This window comes from Seonamhaeicola sediminis, from assembly GCF_004358095.2.
GTDB classification, from domain to species: domain Bacteria; phylum Bacteroidota; class Bacteroidia; order Flavobacteriales; family Flavobacteriaceae; genus Seonamhaeicola; species Seonamhaeicola sediminis.
Genome location: NZ_SMZJ02000004.1, coordinates 203,445 through 223,903, shown reverse-complemented (window position 1 = coordinate 223,903; position 20,459 = coordinate 203,445). Strand labels below are relative to the sequence as shown.

Below are 20,459 nucleotides of genomic sequence, written 5' to 3'. Positions count from 1 at the left end.
ATTGAAAGAGAATGAAAAAAATTGCAATTACCCTCACATTGTTTATTTTCAGTATGTGCGTCTTTGCTCAAAGACAAGCCTCTAATTGGTATTTTGGTTACGGTGCAGGCATTCAATTTAATTTAGCAAACAACTCTATTACCTCTGTAAATAATGGTCAGCTCTTCACAAATGAAGGATGTTCTTCCATTTCAGATGATATTGGTAATTTAATGTTTTATACTGATGGTACTACAGTCTGGAACAGAAACCATAACGTAATGCTAAATGGAATTGGTTTATTTGGAGACAACTCCAGCACACAATCTGCTATTATAGTTCCAAAACCAGACGATACTGATATTTACTATATTTTTACAGTAGACACCTCTGTTGGACAAGGGGACCCCAACAATGGATTTAATTACTCTATTGTTGATATGACCTTAGACGGTGGTTTGGGTGCTGTAACTCAAAAAAATATAAACTTACTGGGGTTTTGCTCTGAAAAATTAACAGCTGTTTTAAAAGACTGTATTACTAAATCTATATGGGTAATTACTCTTGCCGAAAAAGATGGTGGTTTTGATTACTTTGACACATTTCATGCTTTTGAAGTAAGTAATGCTGGAGTTAATCCTATTTCAGTTAAATCAACACTTTCAGATTTATTTATTTCAGAAAGAAGAGGTTATTTAAAAGTTTCGCCAGATGGAACAAAAATTGCGACTGCAAATATTGAAGAGGGTTTACAAATTTTTGATTTTGATTCCTTTACGGGGATGGTTACTAATATGCAAGACCTAGCTATAAATAGTAATAATAGTCCCTTTCCTTATGGTATTGAGTTTTCCCCTAACAGCAATCTATTATATGTGCATTCATCAAACAATTTCTTTGATGTTGAAAACATAAGAAATAACGAAGATCCTAGCAATCATACCTCTGTTTTAACTCAATTTAATTTGATGGCGCCAGATATTCAGGCATCTCAAACAATTTTAGATGACAGAAACTTGTATCGAGGTGCTTTACAGTTGGGACCAAATGGTAAAATTTATAGGGCGTTAAGCTCTACTTATACTCAGGGATTACCTTACCTAGGCGTTATTAATAATCCTAACAATGTAGGCACAACTTCTAATTATGAACACAATGCTGTAAGTCTTGCGCCAAATGATTCATCGCAAGGACTACCACCTTTTATTGCTTCATTTTTTAATCAGCAAATTGATATCATTAAGAATGGAGAAAGCACTACTAACTTAGACCTTTGTGGGGGTGATGCATATACCTTAACTTCTATAGACTTACCTGGAGCCACATACAGCTGGTTTTTAGATGAAGTCCCTTTACCAGAAACAGACTATGATTTAGAAGTTACCCAAAGTGGTCATTATGAAGTATACATTGACCCCAATAACGGTGAATGTGCCATTGAAGGTGATGCCTTTGTAAAGTTCAATCCAAATCCAGTAGCATACAACCATACTATTCTCCAATGCGATGAAGACAGCTTAAAAGATGGTTTCACTCTTTTTAATTTAAATGAAGCTAACACAAACTTAACTGGAGGAAATGAAATATTGTCTACAAAATTCTATACAGATGCTTCCAGAACTAATGAAGTTGATGGCAACTTTTTCGCCAATACTATGAACCCACAAACCATTTATGTTGAAGTTTTTAATGAGGAAACGAGTTGCTCTAGCTTCTCTGAACTCATACTAGAAGTAAGCGTTACAGATTCAAACGATGCTACTTTAGCTGCTTGTGATGACGATGGAAACGAAGATGGCTTTTACACTTTTAATTTAACAGATGTTGAAAATAATATTGTTACTGGCCTTCCAACAGGACTAAATATTTCTTACTATCAAACATACGAAGATGCTCTTTTAGAGCGAAACATCTTAGAGGAAACTTTCACCAATACTACACCGTATACTCAAATTATTTATGCCAGAGTAGAAAATACCAATAATTGTTACGGTATTAGCGAAGTATTGTTGACCGTAAATCAATTACCAGATATTGACACCGAAGATTTCACCTATTACTGTTTAAATAAATTCCCCGAACCAATCCTCTTAAATGCTGGTATTTTAAATGACTCACCTAATAATTACAGCTATAATTGGAGTTCTGGACAAGATACTTACGAGGCCAATATTAATGAAGTTGGTACTTACCAAGTAACTGTTACAAATAGCAATGGTTGTTCTAAAACTAGAACCATTACTGTTGAAGCTTCAAATATTGCTACAATTAATGATATACAAGTTAAAGATGCCTCACAAAATAATATAGTTACCATTCTAGCTTCAGGAGAAGGTGAATATCAATATTCGTTACTGGATGAAAATAATCTGGTTTATGCTCCATATCAAGATAGTAACGTGTTTGAAAATGTAGCCCCAGGAATTTATGCTGTTATAGTAAAAGACCTCAAAAATGATTGTGGCGAAACAGTTCCTGTAAAATTAAGTGTTATTGGATTTCCTAAATATTTAACCCCTAACAATGACGGAATTAATGATACATGGCAAGTATATGGTGTATCTAATATGTTTCAACCTAATACTAAAATACAAATATTTGATAGATACGGAAAACTTTTAAAAGAGCTAAGCCCCCTAGATGAAGGTTGGGACGGATTATTTAATGGCCAAAGATTACCTTCTGACGATTATTGGTTTTTTGTAAAACTTCAAGATGGTAGAATATTTAGAAGTCATTTTACTTTAAAACATTAAAATCATTGTCTAAAAAGCTAATAAAAACGCATTTTATCCGATTTTCTTTGCGTTTTATCTATAAAAAAACTATTTTCCCACCTTAAAAACCAAATCATTTTATTGTTTTTGCCCAAATAAAACAAAGTGAAAAAGAACCTACACATTAACTTCGCAGTAATATTACTTTTTTTTGGCGTCAACATGATGTTTTCGCAGCAAGTTTCTATCAACAATACTATTCCGCTTCAAAATCTTATCGAAAACAATTTAGCTGATGGATGTGTACAAATATCTAATATATCCTCATCTGTAAATGGAGGTTCAGATGGTTTTACTAGTTATGGCGCATTTCAAAGAGCAGGATCCAATTTTCCTCTTGAAAATGGTATAGTGATATCTACCGGTAACGCATCATCAGGTGGAAATACATCCAATGGTAATGAACTAAGTGAAGGTTCAAGAAACTGGGGTAGTGATTCTGATATAGAATCTTTTATTGGACTAGGAACCATGGCCAATGCCACCGTTATAGAATTTGACTTTATATCGTTAACCGATATGATTCAATTTAATTATGTTTTAGCATCAGAAGAGTATTTTGCAAATTTCCCATGTAATGCCTTTGATGGTTTTGTATTCCTTATAAGAGAAACCTCTAGTACAGGCCCTTATCAAAATATAGCTGTGGTTCCTGGAAGCTCTGATCCAATCACGGTTGGTAATATTCATGATGCTATTCCAACGCAATGCGCTGCTTCAAACGATCAATATTTTGATGGCTATGGCTTTAGTGATACTAACTATAACGGTAGAACCACAGTTCTTTCTGCTGGAGCTACAGTACTTCCTAATGTGCAATACCACGTTAAATTGGTAGTTGCAGAATCACCTGACCTTACCCAACCTTATCCTCTTTCCGATACTTCTGTATTTATTGAAGCAAACACATTTACTGAATTAGATTTAGGTGACGATATTAATACTTGTTCTGGAAGCGTTACTTTAAATGGTGAAATTCAAAACCCATTGGCTTCTTATGTTTGGTATAGAGACAATATCATAATTTCAGGTGAGACAAACGCTACCCTTACAACATCTACAAGTGGATTATATAGAGTGGAAATATCGATCAATGGAAATTCTTGTATTATTCAAGATCAAGTAAATGTAACTATAGATACACAATTGGCTACCAGCCCAATCTCAAATTATAATTTATGTGATAATGATAATAACGGTACGGAAATATTTGACCTATCTACAAAAAACACTGATGTAGAAAATGCTGTGCAAAATCTACCTGTTAATTACAGTATTAGCTATTATACATCTGCAACCAATAGAGATTCCTCTTCAAATAACATTACCAGTCCAATAACATCTAGCGGCCAAACTATTTATGTTCGTTTAGAAGACACAGATACGGGGTGCTTAGTATATGGTGAATTTGAACTGGTAGTAAATACATTACCAAATGTTGTGCAACCCTCTAGTTTGAATGTATGTGATAATGATAATCTACCCAATTCTAGTACGGCAATAGATTTAAGTCAAAAAGACAATGAAATAACTGGTGGTGATTCTAATTTATATGTTACTTATCATTATACCCAATTAGAAGCTAATTCTGGAGCTAACCCAGTTCCTAACCCGTACTATAACACCAACCCAACTGAGACACTATATATAAGAGTTGTTAATAATACAACCGGGTGCGCTATTGCATCAGGTACTACCTTAACAATCAATGTTACAAATGGCAACACTGGTATTGTTCGTGATACACAATATATTGATGCCTGTGATAGTGATCATGATGGCTTCTTTAATAATTTTGACCTAACTAGTGTTCTTAACAATGTATTAAATGGTGAAACCGGGTTTTTACCACCAACATATCATACAAGTCAAACAGATGCTGAATCTGGAAGTAATCCTATTGCTAATCCAAGTAATTATACGAATGTAGATCAGGATGAACAAGTTATTTATTTAAGGTTGGAAGATAGTACAACAGGGTGTTATGCAGTTATTCCTATTGAAATCCATACCAATTTACTATTAACAGGAACCAACATTCCGGCTACCGGGTTTGCCTTTTGTGATCAGGATGATGACGGTCAAGTAGACGTATATCTTAACACGCTTGAAAATGTTATTGTTAATGGATTGCCAAATGTTAATGTTACCTATTATGAAACTCAAGCAAACAGAGATGCTAACATCTTGCCAATTGATACTTCTAATCCATATGTATTAACCTCATCGGTAACAATATATCTTAGAATTGAAAATGGTTCTTGTACTGAGGTTTCAGAAGTACTACTACGTATTAATCCAGTAGTTACTTTCAGCAACGTAGACCCTATTCCCTATTGTGATGCAGATGATGACGGGACAGCCTTAGTTGATCTTGACTCTTTAGATAGTACTATTACTGGTGGAACGCCTGATTTTAATGTGCGGTATTTTTTAAATCCCACGGATGCAGAAAATGGAACTAATCAACTTCCTCTTCAATATACCACTAGTTCTGGAACGTTTTATGCCAGAATAGAAAATAATATAACTGGCTGCTATACAGTCAACGCTTTTGATTTAGATGTAATACCTGCTCCAACGGTAATGCAACCCGTTGATCAATTCTACTGCAATGACAACAACAATAGTACAAGAAATATTAGATTGCAAGATTTAATAGATAACAATAGTATTGTTGCAGACCCAACAAATTTAATTATAGAATTTTTTGAGAATCAAACTGATGCTGATAATTTTGATATAAATAACCCTTCAAATAACTTGAACAAACAAAGCTTTGATGCGGCCACACAAACCATTTATATTCGTGTAGAATCTACTGACGCTTACGCATGCTTCAACACAACATCTTTTAATATTGTAGTAAACACAAATCCAGATATAATATCAATAACCCCTTACCAGATATGTGTAGATGCTGGAACTTCAGATGCTGACTTCTACATGAGAGATAAAGATCTTGAAATATTAAATGGGCAATCTGATAAAACAGTGCGGTATTTTAGAGACGCTCTTTTAACTGATGAAATAGATAAAAACTTGGCCTATAACAGTAATGGTTCTGAAACTATTTATGTACGAGTAGAAAATATTTCCGATCCAACCTGTTACAAAGAAACTTCATTTTTATTAGAAATAGGCACCAATCCTAACTACAATAGTAATTTTACAGATTTTGCACCAGATTGTCAGAATGAAGCACTTACTCGTAGTTTTGATCTAGAAGCAAAGCGACAAGAAATTGCATCTGGAAGTACTGATGCGTTGGATATCCAATTTTATCTGGATGAAAATGATGCTATACTTAAAGCAACTAATAGTTTGCCCGATTTATATGATTCTCAAGAACTGCAAGGACAATTTTACACTAGAATTGAAAATACGGCTAATGGATGTTTTATAATTGAGGAAGTAAGATTTATTACCTTCCCCAAGCCCGTATTCCAATCAGCAACCATAGATCCTGTTTGTGATACGGATTATGATGGCAATACTTCCTTTGATTTAACAACGGCTTTATTTTTGGTGGACAATGTTAGGTTTGGAGGTGTTACATATACTTACTACTTAGACGATACCTTAAACACATCAATACCTTCAAATCAATACGGTAGTTATGCAGTTTCCGGTACCACAACAATATATGTTCAGGTTGAAACTGATACGGGCTGCACAGATACAATACCTTTATTATTACAAGTCAATCTGCCACCACCAATAAATACAGTTGGAGATATAGAAGATTGTGTAAATTCTGCCAATAACTATGATTTAAGTCAAATTGATAACGTTATCGTAAATGACACTAATGACGTGACTATTAGTTATTTTGGTTCATCTGCAGACGCTATGAATAACACTGGGGCTTATACTAACAAAATATTCAATTATTCAAACCCTGGAAATTACCCCATATATGTAAGAATAGAAGATAATAACACTGGTTGTTCTATTTTTACTTCGTTTAATTTACAGATTAATCCACATCCAATTGCAGCAACCGCTCCTAACTTGATTTATTGCGATAATGACTTTGATTCTTCTAACCTACTCGAATTTAATTTAAGTGATAATGATGCTGTTATTTTAGGAGGACAAAATCCTAACGAATATTCTGTATATTATTACAGTAACAATATAGATAATGCAGAAAACGATACAAACAGACTAAGCATTCTATACCTGGCTTCTGATGGAGAAACCATATATGCTAGAGTTGAAAATAATAGTACCGGGTGTTATAGCATTACCCAATTTCAAACTATAATAAACCCGTTACCTGTTATTCCTTTGAATGATATAGAATCCGTTTGCACTAATGATTTACCAAGAACACTTAGTGCAGATACCGGAAACCTTGGTGATACCTATCTTTGGTGGACAGGAGAAACCACACCAGAAATAGATGTTGATTTAAGTGATTTAGGCCCAAATCGTTGGGTAGAAGTCACTACTGCCGCACCTCAAAGTTGTTCCTACATAAGAGAATTTGAACTCATTCAATCAATACAAGCTACTATAGAAGCCACAGCAACAGCAGACTTTACAGACCCCAATACAATTACTGTAACTGTAAGTGGTATTGGTGATTACCAATATATTTTGGATAGTGGTGAACCGCAAGACTCTAATGTGTTTACCAATGTTAGCTTAGGACCACATATAGTAACCATCATAGACCTTAATGGTTGTGAACCTATTGAAACTGAAGTTTTTGTAATAGATATACCAAAATTTGTAACTCCAAACAATGACAGATATTTTGATACGTGGCATATAGTAGGTATTAATAGGTTACCCGGAACATTGGTTTACATATACAACAGACATGGAAAACTATTAAAGACGCTTCATCACACCTCAGTTGGTTGGGATGGCACTTTTAATGGTCAAAATATGCCAGCTGATGATTATTGGTTTTCTGCTGATGTTATACACAATGGTGAATCTTTCAATATAAAAGGACATTTTGCTTTAAAGAGATAAAGTAAATATAATAGAAGTCTTTCCTTTAATTTTTCTGGTTATTCTATACATTTTATCTAAAAGTTTTAAACCTTTAAAGAGTAAAGCGGTCTAAAACAAATTAAATATTTACTTTAGAGGTTCGTACTGTTTATAACAGTTCAAATACCATCAACTAAATCATAAAAAATTGCAATGCAAATTAGCTCCCATATAAGAAACCTGCTATTTGTTTTAGTACTTCTTGTGTCTACCACTGGATATTCTCAACTTAGTAAAAAGCATTATATACCGCCATTGACTTATGCAGATTCTAACAGTTCCTTACCACAAGATCAATACATCTATTTGTCAACACCTTCTACACAAAATGTTCCTTTTGTAATTACCCAATTAGGGCAACCTATGGCTTCCAATATTACAGGAACAGTATCCAATACAGCACCAACGGTTATTACAATAGGAGGAAATAGTGGTGACAACCAACTATTCATTCCATCGGCGCAAACAAGTGTAATCATGGCTAATAGGGGATACATTATTGAGGCAGAAGCCCCTATTTATGTTTCCATACGTATGAACGGTGCTACCTCTGGCGCTCAAGCAGGAGCGTTGGTAAGTAAAGGACTTTCTGCATTAGAAACGACATTTAGAATTGGAACTTTTACCAGTATTAATCCTCAAAGTAATTATCTGAGCTTTGTTTCTATTATGGCAACAGAAGACAATACTCAAGTTAGTTTTAGTGATTTACCTACAGGCTTAATTATTCAAAATTATACTGGCACAACACCTATTAATGTTATTTTAAACGAAGGCGAAAGTTATGTTGTAGCTATAAATGTTCTAGATAATGGTCCTCTTGTAAACAATTTAATGGACGGTTTAATTGGTTCTTTAATAACCTCAGATAAACCAATCGTTGTAAACTGTGGTTCTACAAATGGAAGTTTTCATAATGGTGGCGCAAGGGACTACGGTATTGATCAAATTGCTGGAATATCAAAAGTTGGAAGGGAATATATTTTTGTTCGTGGTGGTGGTGCGGATGGATGGGAAAACGTCTTAATTGTTGCTCATACGAATAACACCTCAATTAGCATTAATGGTAATGCCCCTGTGGCAACAATCAATGCCGGAGAGTATTACCTTATTGAAGGTAATAACTATAATGCTAGCGGTAATATGTACGTAACTACCTCTGAAGATGTATTTGCTTACCAAGGAATTGGTGGAGACAGTGAAGCCAACCAAGAAATGCTATTTGTCCCACCTCTAAGTTGTGAAACCCGTGGCAACATTGATAATATTGCTAATATCGACTTTATAGGTAGTACTTTTTATAGTGGAGGAGTTTCTATTGTTACCAAAGTGGGGGCAACAGTTACTATTAACAATTTACCATTATCAAGTTTTTCAGCCACTGGTCCAAATACTGTAGATGGGAAAAGTGATTATATCACCTATAGAGTTACAGGATTGAGTGGAAATATTTCAGTTCAAGGAAATGATGAATTATATGTGGCCTATTTTAACCAAAATGGTGCCGCCACATCCGGAAGTTTTTATTCAGGCTTCCCTACCAACCCAGAGATCAACTTCGATGCACAATTTGCTACTTTAGGAAATTGTATTCCAAACATAACGCTGGAAGCCGCCAATGCTCAAAACTTTGATACTTATGAGTGGTTTTTTGATGATGGAAGTGGTTCTGGTTTTCAATCCGTTCCTGGCTCATTGAATGTGGCCTCTATTACGCCCACAATACCCGCACGTTATAAATTGGTAGGTACGATTACGTGTACTGGAGAAACACTTGAATCTGTTGAAGTTCCAGTGAGTATTTGTCCAGATGATATTGATAACGATGGTATTATTGATAACCTAGATATCGATAATGACAATGATGGTATTTTAAACTGTACAGAGTCCAGAGGAGATGTAGCAATTAATTTAGATAATTTAAATAATCCAGTTCTGGAATTTCAAGATACTACTACAAATGCTTTAATCACATCGGGAACTTATACAACCACCAGTAGTTCAGGAGGCACTAATACTTTTGTTGGCGATGCAATTGGAAACTTTACTAGCACTGTTGCTCCAGCAACAAGTGCTGAAGGCAATTATGCTATGATTTTTACTGAATCTGTTAATGTTAAATTATCTGAAGATACCAGTTACACCCATACATCGGTTGATGGTGAATATTTTGTTGTTAGAGTACTCCCTGTTAATAAAAACATCACTTTAGTAGACCCTGATGATAGATTATTAATAGACTCTAATTTTGATGGCCTTTTTGAAACGGGTATTACACAAATTTCAGGTTCAGAAATTCATTTTAAATATAACCCTTCGCCAACAGGAGCAACGCCTTTTGAATTTTTAGCTAATCAAATTGACGGGTTTTCTTTTCTTCATAGACTGGAGAATATCACTGATACCTCAAATTTTCAAGCCAATGTTTCTCTTACCTGCTTCAAAAGTGATAACGATAATGATGGTATAAAAGATGAACTAGATTTAGACAGTGATAATGACGGTATACCTGACTTTATTGAAAATCAAGGAACGCTTGTAGCGCTATCTGGCGTTGATACTGACACCAATGGATTAGATGATATTTATGATGTTAATGCTTTACCCGTTGATACTGATTCAGATGGTATTGCTGATTTTTACGATTTAGATAGTGATAACGATGGTATTTATGATTTAATTGAATCAGGACAATTAGGCATCCTATCTGATACAGATTTAGACGGTATTGAAGATGGTCCAAACTACGGTGTTAATGGGTGGGCAGATGCTGCAGAAACTGCTCCAGACAGTAATTTAATTGGTTATTCTCCAAACGATTTGGATACCGATTCCATCTATTCGTATATAGACTTAGATAGTGATGGTGATAGTTGTAGCGATGTTATTGAAGCTGGCTTCTCCGATGGAAATAATGACGATTTACTTGGTGATATTACCGTAACAGTTGACAATAATGGATTGGTAAATAGCGCTGGAACTGATGGCTATATATTACCAAATAGCGATTATCTCAACGCAGCTCCAATAACCATAACAACCCAACCTGCTAACGTAGAATCATGTGAACTATCCACATCTACATTTACCATAGTTTCTTCAACCTATGACACTATTCAATGGGAGTTGAGTACTGATGGTGGTTTAAACTGGAACGCAATTGTTGATGATGCCATATACAGCGGGTCTCAAACAGGAGATTTAACAATCTCAAACACACCTATATCATTTGATACTTATGAGTTTAGAGCTTTTTTAAATCTCACAGGAAATAGTTGTGGTTTATATTCAGATCCAGCAGAATTAACAGTAATTCTTTTACCAGTTGCCAACACTGCTCCTAACATGTTACAATGTGATGATGATAATAACGGCACCATGCCTTTTGATTTAACGTCTCAAAATAGTACTATAAATACAGTACCCGGTATGACAATAAGCTATCATCCATCCCAAGTTGATGCCGATGATAATTCCAACCCCATAACAAGTCCTTTTGAAAGTGGTAATACAACCATTTATGCGCGTCTAGAAAATGATGCTAATACCACTTGTTATGATGTTTCAAGTTTTGATTTAGAGGTGTATGAAAGTCCATTTCCTTTGCTAGCAGTCACACCGCTTCAAGAATGCGATGATACATCTGTTGGAACAGACACCGATGGTTTAAAAGTTTTTGATTTAACCCAAAAAGAAACCGAAATTTTAAACGGACAAAGTGGAACAGATTTTAGCCTTACCTATTTTATTGATTCTGCTTATTCAATTCCAATTGTATCACCAACGTCATTTATCAACTCTGTTCCTGGAGGTCAAACCATTTATGTTAGAATGACTAATAACCTATATAATACCTGTATAGCTGATACAACCTTTGATGTGGAAGTATTTAGCTTACCGGTTGTAAGTAATCCTAACACATACATGCAATGTGATGACGAAACCAATGATAGAAATGCATTTTTTAATTTAACGCTTGATAACATAAAAGAAGAAATTAATTCTAATTATGTCTTTGAAGGCTTGACATTCAAGTATTACGAAGACCAAACCCAAGCAGAAACAATTGGAGGTGCAGAGATAACGAACGAAACAAACTATTTTGTTGACCTAACAACAAATACTTCAGAAACAGTTTGGATTCGAGTTACTAATCCCAATGGATGCTTTAGAGTTGTACCACTTTTGTTAGAAATAAACCCATCAAGTGTGGCTTTAAATAGTTACAATCCAGATTCTATTTTTGAGTGCGATGATGGTTTAGACCTTAGGGACGGTGTGGCTTCTTTCGACTTTACTCATATAAGAGATTATATTTCAAATACTATTTTCTCTACTTTCAACGTTACAGTTCATTTTTTTGAAAGCCAAATGGATGCTGAATTGGAAACTAATGAAATACCTGATATTTCTAATCATCAAAATTTCAATTCTCCAAATGTGCAAAGTATTTGGGTACGTGTAAAAAGTGATTTAGGTAATAATTGTTTGGGACTTCAAGAACTAACAGACCTTTTAATTGTTGAAACGCTACCCGTTGCTATTCCCGTTACATTTGATAGACAATGTGATTATGACACTACTGATGCTATTTTAAGTTATCCTTTTGATACTTCAAATCTAGAATCCGATATATTAAATGGTCAAAACCCAATGGATGTCACTATAACGTATTTTGATAATACTGGAAATCCATTGCTATATAATGATGGTACTCCTGTTACTAGCCCTATACAGCCTGTTTTCTTAACTGAAAATCAAACCATTACTATTAGGGTTACAAATAATTCTACAAATGATCCCGACGGCGCATGCTATGACGAAACCAATGTTGAGTTTATAATAGACGAGCAACCCATAATTACAAACCAAGTTCCTTTGCAGGTCTTTTGTGATGATGGTTTAGATATAACCGAAGAGAATGACGGCTTACACAATTTTGATTTAGCCTTATTTGAAAGCACAATTAGAGGTTCACAAACCAATATGGAAATTTATTTCACTTATATTGATGAAAATGGAGCAACCGTTACAAATGAAGCTGCTGATTTTCCAAATACGCTCATTTCTTCAAATCAAATTATAAACGTTGAAGTAATCAACCCTATAAACACGAGCTGTTCTGCATTAACAACTATAGAATTAAGAGTTAATCCATTACCAGAATTCACATTAGAAGAAGAAATACTTGTTTGCGGTAACCCATTTGTACCAGAAGATATAATTCCAGTTCAAATGAATCCTTCAGAAACCTTTACCTATGAGTGGCGTTTTGAAGATGATACTGTGGTTGGAAATACACTTATCTTACCAAGTAGTAGTATAACTGTACCAGGTAAATACTTGCTTACATTAACAAACCCAACCTCATTGTGTTCAAAAACGCAAACTGTAGATGTTAAAGCAGCTGACCCTCCAAACATCACACTTGATGATATAGAAATTGTAGACCTCTCAGAAAATAATTCTGTAACTATTATTAATCCTTCTAGTCTAGGCAATAGTATCTATATGTTTTCTTTAGTGTCAGATGATGGTCAAGTTAATTTCCCTTATCAAGAAAGTCCTGTATTTAATAATGTTAGAGCAGGTTTTTATACGCTATTTGCTCAAGATGTAGAAACAATTTGTGACGAAGTCGAATTACGAATTTCGGTCATAGGACACAGGAAATTTTTCACACCTAATGGAGATGGCATAAACGAGTATTGGCAAATACAAGGTTTAGATATTACTCATGCGGGAAGCGTAATTCGTATTTATGATCGTTATGGTAAATTGTTGAAACAGATAGATCCTTTGTCTGTAGGTTGGGATGGCACCTTCAATGGGGCTCAAATGCCTACCGATGACTATTGGTTTACTTTAACATTATCAGATGGAAGATCGTTACTCGGCCATTTTACTTTAAAGCGCTAAAACATAATTTTTATAAACTTAAATTCAATTTCCCAACTACTTTAAGTAATTTAGACACTTTGAATACTTGAAGCGTTTTAGAGTAGTATGCAGTTTAAAATTGAATCAGATTTTAGTCCAACCGGAGATCAACCTGAAGCTATTAATCAATTAGCCGAGGGCATCCTAACCAATGAAAAATACCAAACACTACTGGGAGTAACTGGTTCTGGAAAAACGTTTACGGTTGCTAATGTTATAGAAAAAGTTCAAAGACCAACGCTAGTATTGGCCCATAACAAAACATTGGCAGCTCAACTATATTCAGAGTTCAAACAATTCTTTCCTAACAATGCTGTAGAGTACTTTGTGTCTTATTATGATTATTATCAACCAGAGGCCTATATTCCTGTTACTGGTGTTTATATTGAAAAAGACTTATCAATAAACGAAGAAATTGAGAAGATGCGCTTAAGTACAACCTCTTCCCTGCTTTCAGGTAGAAGAGATGTTTTAGTAGTAGCTTCAGTCTCTTGTTTGTATGGTATTGGAAATCCTATAGAGTTTCAAAAAAATGTAGTAACACTCAAAAAAGACCAAGAAATTTCAAGAACAAAATTACTACACATGCTCGTTCAAAGTTTGTATTCAAGAACTGAAGCAGATTTTAAACATGGAAATTTCAGAATTAAAGGAGATACGGTCGATATCTTTCCTAGTTACGCTGATAATGCCTACCGAATTCACTTTTTTGGTGATGAAATTGAAGAAATTGAATCCTTTGATATTCAAACAAATCAGGTCATTGAAAAATACGAGCAATTGAATATTTATCCTGCAAACATGTTTGTAACCTCACCAGATGTGTTACAAAATGCTATCAAGGATATTCAAGACGATTTATTAAAACAATACGATTATTTTAAGGAAATAGGTAAGCACCTAGAAGCAAAACGCTTAAAGGAACGTACAGAATTTGATTTGGAAATGATTCGTGAGTTAGGTTATTGTTCAGGAATTGAAAACTATTCGCGCTATTTGGATGGACGACAAGCAGGATCACGTCCGTTTTGCTTATTAGATTATTTCCCAGATGATTTTTTAATGGTTATAGATGAAAGCCATGTAACAATCTCTCAAGTTCACGCCATGTATGGTGGTGATAGAAGCCGAAAAGAAAATCTCGTAGAATATGGTTTTCGTTTACCAGCAGCCATGGACAACCGACCTCTTAAGTTTGAAGAGTTTGAAGCCTTACAAAACCAAGTTATTTATGTGAGTGCGACGCCTGCAGATTACGAATTACAAAAAACCGATGGGGTTTATGTAGAGCAAGTCATTAGGCCCACGGGATTAATAGACCCAGAGATTGAAGTTCGTCCTAGTTTAAATCAAATTGATGATTTAATTGAGGAAATTCAACAGCGTGTTGAAAAGGATGAACGTACATTAGTTACCACACTTACCAAACGAATGGCGGAAGAATTGACTAAATATTTAGACAGAATCCAAATTCGTTGTAGATATATCCATAGTGACGTAGATACACTAGAGCGTGTTGAGATTATGCAGGATCTTCGTAAAGGACTATTTGATGTTCTAGTTGGTGTTAATTTACTGAGGGAAGGTTTAGACTTGCCCGAAGTATCATTAGTTGCCATTTTAGACGCCGATAAAGAAGGGTTTTTACGTTCAACGCGTTCGCTAACTCAAACTGTAGGTAGAGCTGCTAGAAACATTAACGGAAAGGCCATTATGTATGCTGATAAAATAACCAATAGCATGCAAAAAACCATTGATGAAACTAACTACCGACGTGAAAAACAAATAAATTACAACAGCAAACACAAAATTACTCCAAAAGCACTTAATAAAAGCTTAGACAATGCCCTTGCTAAAAATTCGGTAAGTACTTATAAATATGAAATGGACGCTTTAAAAGCTGCAGAACCAGAAAGTGATTATTTAAGTAAACCTGAATTAGAGAAAAAAATTAAAGAGCGACGTAAACAGATGGAAGAAGCTGCCAAAGCTTTAGATTTTATTGTAGCTGCTCAACTACGAGACGAAATAAAAATTTACCAACAAAAAATAGAAAAGCTAAAAGTATAAACTTTTAGCTTTTCTATGACCCCTAAAGATCTAGGCAATACAATAGTAAATTACTTAGCAGATTTATATTAATTGTACTGCGTTTTAAAAATATCAATCAACACGTCTGGAGGTACTATTTTATTGGGAAAACTCTCCATTAAATACAAAACTTTGGTTATAGATTCATGACTTAAACCCATTCTTAAACCAAAATTATATAGCTTTATAATGCCTCCTGAATTATCCTGACTATCTTGATCAATGTTCATTAGTAATACCAATCTATGAAACTGAACAATGCGTTCGCTATGCGATTTTAAATGAACATATGTAACTGGATGCTCTATTAAATAATCAAAATCTGACCTGCTAATCCCTAGTTGTTTAGCAACCCCTAATAGAAATCCATATTCTATATCATTTATCTCTTTGTCATACTTTGCAAATGCAATCATTTCAGAAAGCAGACTTAACTTTTCTACTCTGTTAATCATGTGAGGGTAAGGATTAAATAATTATGATATAAAGTTACTTAAAATCATCCTTTTATAATCGTCAATATGGTGTATCTCATCGAAAAATGAGACGTATTTAATCGTTGATTTTATTTAATTCATCTCATATTATAACACAGTTGGTAGACATAACATTTAATTTTGAAATAAAAATAAACCCAAAAGAAACATATTTAAAAATCTGATAATCAACAAAATAAACTAAATTATTTTTATTAATTTATATAATCCAATGACACTGTAAATAAAGTATCTTTACAAATCTTAATAAAACGCTAGAAACTACTTATACATTAAATAAGTTCAACCAAATTTCAAACATGACAAATAATGATATTCTAAAAAAACTGAGAGTAGCCCTAAAGCTAAGAGATGATGATATTGTAAAAATTTTAGAATTGGTTGACTTCAGAATATCCAAAAGTGAATTAGGTGCTTTTTTTAGAAGAGAAGACCACCCTAAATATATGGAATGTGGTGACCAAATATTACGTAATTTTTTAAATGGGTTGGTTATACATCTTAGGGGACCGTTACCTAAAAAAGGAGAGCATAAAACACAAAAAAAGAGCAACTAACTAAAGTAAAAGTTGCTCTTTTTTATATATCTAAGTTTGTACCTGTCTAAGAGAATACTTCCTGTACTTTATCTGCTGCTTCTTGGAACTCTGTGGCGCTTAATACCGCTAAACCAGAATTATCAATTAACTCTTTAGCAATATCAGCGTTAGTCCCTTGTAAACGAACAATAATAGGAACTTCTATATTACCCATATTTTTATAAGCATCTATAACACCTTGTGCTACACGATCACATCTAACAATACCTCCAAAAATATTGATTAAAATAGCCTTAACCGCAGGGTCTTTTAAAATGATTTTAAAGGCTTGCTCAACACGCGCTGCATCTGCTGTACCTCCAACATCTAAAAAGTTAGCTGGTTCACCACCTGCTTGTTTAATTAAATCCATAGTAGCCATTGCTAGACCAGCACCGTTAACCATACAACCTACGTTACCATCTAAATCTACGTAATTTAAACCAACTTCTTTTGCCTCTACCTCAATGGGGTTTTCTTCACGTAAATCTCTTAAATTTATATAGTCCTTATGTCTATAAAGCGCATTATCATCAATAGTTACCTTAGCATCAACAGCTAAAATTTTATTATCACTAGTTTTTAAAACAGGATTTATTTCAAATAAAGACGAATCAGACTCTACATAAGCCGTGTAAAGTGCCATGACAAATTTGGTCATTTCTTTAAATGCCATACCAGATAAGCCTAGATTGAAGGCCACTCGTCTTGCTTGAAAAGGTAATAACCCAACAGATGGATCAATTTCTTCAGTAAAAATTAAATGAGGGGTTTCTTCTGCAACGGTTTCAATATCCATACCTCCTTCGGTAGAATACATGATCATATTACGTCCAGTACCTCTATTTAATAAAACAGACATGTAATACTCCTCTATTTCACTTTCTCCAGGATAGTAAACATCTTCAGCAACTAAGACTTGATGCACCTTTTTACCCTCTGCAGAGGTTTGAGGTGTAACTAAGTTCATACCTATAATTTGTCCTGCTAATTCTTCAACTTCTTGTAAATTTTTAGCAAGCTTTACGCCACCACCTTTTCCTCGTCCACCTGCGTGAACCTGAGCTTTAATTACATGCCAGCTAGTACCAGTTTCATTAGTCAACTGTTTAGCAGCTGTAACCGCTTCGCTTGCATTTTGTGCTACAATACCTCGTTGAATACGCACTCCAAAACTGCTTAAGATTTCTTTACCTTGATATTCGTGTAAGTTCATAATTTGCTCAATATTTTAAGAAAAGCAAATGTATATAATAGCAATTACTTTAGCTAATAATTGGTTGCGAAAACTTGTTATATTTTACAAGAGTTAAATATTTAACAAATTGTTTAATTTGTATAATTTTTTAGTTATTTATTTTTTTTTCGATGGATTAAAATATCTTTGGCAAAAATTTGAAAATTATGACGGAAAATCAATTGCTTAAAATAGCACAAGATTTTGGAAGCCCTATTTATATTTACGATGCCGAAAAAATTGAAAGACAATATAAAAGACTTACCAATGCTTTTAAAGATGTTAAAAGCTTAAAAATAAATTATGCTGTTAAAGCCTTGTCTAACATTTCTATATTAAAGCTTTTACATACATTGGGCTCAGGTATTGATACTGTTTCTATTCAAGAAGTGCAGCTTGGTTTAGCAGCAGGTTATAAACCCGAGCAAATTATATTTACCCCAAACGGTGTGTCTTTAGATGAAATTGAAGTAGCCGCAAAATTGGGAGTAAAAATCAACATTGACAATCTATCTATATTAGAGCAATTTGGCACCAAACACCCAGATATTCCAGTATGCATTCGTATTAATCCGCATGTTATGGCGGGAGGTAATGCAAAAATATCTGTAGGACATATAGATTCTAAATTTGGTATCTCCATTCACCAAATTCCGCACATTTTACGTATTGTTGAAAATACAAAAATGAACATTAACGGTATTCACATGCATACTGGTAGTGATATTTTAGATATTGAAGTGTTCCTTTATGCCAGTGAAATATTGTTTGAAACTGCTAAACAATTCAAAAACTTAAACTTTATTGATTTTGGTTCTGGTTTTAAAGTACCTTATAAAACTGGTGATATTGAAACCAATATTGAAGAATTAGGTAAAAAACTTTCCAAAAGGTTTAACGACTTTTGTAAAGAGTATGGTAAAGAATTAACCTTAGCTTTTGAGCCTGGTAAATTCTTAGTAAGTGAATCTGGTAACTTTTTGGCACAAGTAAATGCGGTGAAACAAACCACCTCAACGGTTTTTGCACAAATAGATTCTGGTTTTAATCATTTAATAAGACCCATGTTTTATGGATCGCACCATGATATTGTAAATATATCTAACCCAAAAGGTAAAGAGCGTTTTTATACTGTTGTGGGTTATATCTGTGAAACTGATACTTTTGGTAGTAACAGGCGCATCAATGAAATTAGCGAAGGTGATGTGTTATGCTTTAAAAATGCTGGAGCTTACTGTTTCTCCATGGCTAGTAACTACAACTCAAGATACAGACCTGCAGAAGTATTATGGTACAATAACAAAGCCCATTTAATAAGAAAACGAGAAACGTTTGATGACATTATAAAAAATCAAGTTGAAGTAGATTTTTCTTCAAAAAAAGAAAAAGCATTGGTTAAATAAATCAAGGTTAAATCTTAGTTATTAAATGCTCAACCTATGTTGGGCATTTTTTTTTTTGCTGATTACAAATAAAAAAACATTATCTTTAAAATAAATATTCTATTCTTATAGAGTGTTTATCCCTTCTCTTAATAGCAATAAAGTACTGCCCTAAATTAATTATGATGTTAGAATAGCTCTAACACTTGTAACTATTAATTAATTTAAACCAACCTAAAATGAAAAAACTATTTTTTTTATTGTTACTGCTGCCAATGCTAGTAGTATCACAAGAGAATGAATCTTATTTACTAAATCTATCAGAGATTACTGTAAAAAATGGCCACAACGCTCAATTTCTTGAGGGTGTAAAAGCCTGGAAAGAATGCTACCTAGAAAATAACGGCGAAGATAAATGGAATATGTGGAAACGTATACAAGGCGAAGGCACGGTTTATACCCTAACAAGTATGATGGCTAATTGGGCCGAAATGGATGAAGATGGCGATGATGCCAGTAAAGAATGTAGAATGACTGTTGTTAATTTAATTATGCCTCATGTTGAAAGCATAAATTATAACATAGGGTGGTCTATGCCAGATTACAGTAGAAGCACACCTCTTGAAGACATGGGACTCGTTTGGGTCTATAATGTTAAAGTCAATAATTCAACAGCATTTAAAGAGGTTGTTTCTGAAATAAGTAAAGCTGTTAAAGCAGCCGAAGGTGATAACAGAGGTACTTGGTACAGTGTTGTTGGGGGTGGACCAGAGGTATCAGACTATTTTATAGCAGTTCCTTTTAAAAACTTCGCGGGGTTAGATGTTGACACCGATAGTGTTTGGACAGTTTATGAAAAAGCTCACGGTAAAAAGAAAGCAGATGCACTTAGAGATAAATTCAGAGCTTGCATTGATAGTGATTGGGCATATATTTATACCCTTAACAAAAAACTGTCAAACTAAATT

The 20,459-nt window shown here is 34.0% G+C and carries 9 protein-coding genes; 7 read left to right on the top strand and 2 right to left on the bottom strand.

The window, feature by feature from the left end; all coding sequences use genetic code 11:
- Window positions 1-11: 11 nt before the first annotated feature.
- The 4 genes from E1J38_RS07345 (at window position 12) to uvrB (ending at window position 15,776) form a co-directional block, all read left to right on the top strand.
- Window positions 12-2,735, top strand: a complete 2,724-nt coding sequence (locus E1J38_RS07345; protein WP_133355396.1) for a T9SS type B sorting domain-containing protein — start codon at window positions 12-14, stop codon at window positions 2,733-2,735.
- A gap of 126 nt (window positions 2,736-2,861) precedes the next feature.
- Window positions 2,862-7,745, top strand: coding sequence for a T9SS type B sorting domain-containing protein (locus tag E1J38_RS15295; RefSeq protein WP_133355395.1), 4,884 nt, complete (start codon window positions 2,862-2,864; stop codon window positions 7,743-7,745).
- 174 nt (window positions 7,746-7,919) lie between these two features.
- On the top strand, window positions 7,920-13,685 hold the full coding sequence (locus E1J38_RS07335) for an FIDD domain-containing protein (RefSeq protein ID WP_133355394.1): 5,766 nt from the start codon (window positions 7,920-7,922) through the stop codon (window positions 13,683-13,685).
- A gap of 87 nt (window positions 13,686-13,772) precedes the next feature.
- Window positions 13,773-15,776, top strand: coding sequence for an excinuclease ABC subunit UvrB (gene uvrB / locus E1J38_RS07330; protein WP_133355393.1), 2,004 nt, complete (start codon window positions 13,773-13,775; stop codon window positions 15,774-15,776).
- 68 nt (window positions 15,777-15,844) lie between these two features.
- Here uvrB and E1J38_RS07325 read toward each other — a convergent pair whose 3' ends face one another.
- Complete coding sequence (locus E1J38_RS07325; RefSeq protein WP_133355392.1) at window positions 15,845-16,252, bottom strand: TerB family tellurite resistance protein; 408 nt, start codon at window positions 16,250-16,252, stop codon at window positions 15,845-15,847.
- Window positions 16,253-16,593: 341 nt separating this feature from the next.
- Between E1J38_RS07325 and E1J38_RS07320 the strand changes: the two genes are divergently transcribed.
- The gene (locus E1J38_RS07320; RefSeq protein ID WP_133355391.1) at window positions 16,594-16,851 is read left to right on the top strand and encodes a DUF1456 family protein; all 258 of its coding nucleotides are present in this window, start codon (window positions 16,594-16,596) and stop codon (window positions 16,849-16,851) included.
- 46 nt (window positions 16,852-16,897) lie between these two features.
- On the opposite strand, the gene sucC is transcribed toward E1J38_RS07320, so the two are convergent.
- Entirely contained in the window at window positions 16,898-18,088 is a 1,191-nt protein-coding gene (sucC, locus tag E1J38_RS07315) for an ADP-forming succinate--CoA ligase subunit beta (protein ID WP_133355390.1), read from the bottom strand.
- A gap of 188 nt (window positions 18,089-18,276) precedes the next feature.
- Here sucC and lysA point away from each other — a divergent pair, with 188 nt between their 5' ends.
- Together lysA and E1J38_RS07305 are read left to right on the top strand one after the other, a co-directional pair.
- The gene (lysA, locus tag E1J38_RS07310; RefSeq protein ID WP_133355389.1) at window positions 18,277-19,512 is read left to right on the top strand and encodes a diaminopimelate decarboxylase; all 1,236 of its coding nucleotides are present in this window, start codon (window positions 18,277-18,279) and stop codon (window positions 19,510-19,512) included.
- Window positions 19,513-19,730: 218 nt separating this feature from the next.
- On the top strand, window positions 19,731-20,456 hold the full coding sequence (locus E1J38_RS07305; RefSeq protein ID WP_133355388.1) for a hypothetical protein: 726 nt from the start codon (window positions 19,731-19,733) through the stop codon (window positions 20,454-20,456).
- Window positions 20,457-20,459 lie beyond the last annotated feature (3 nt).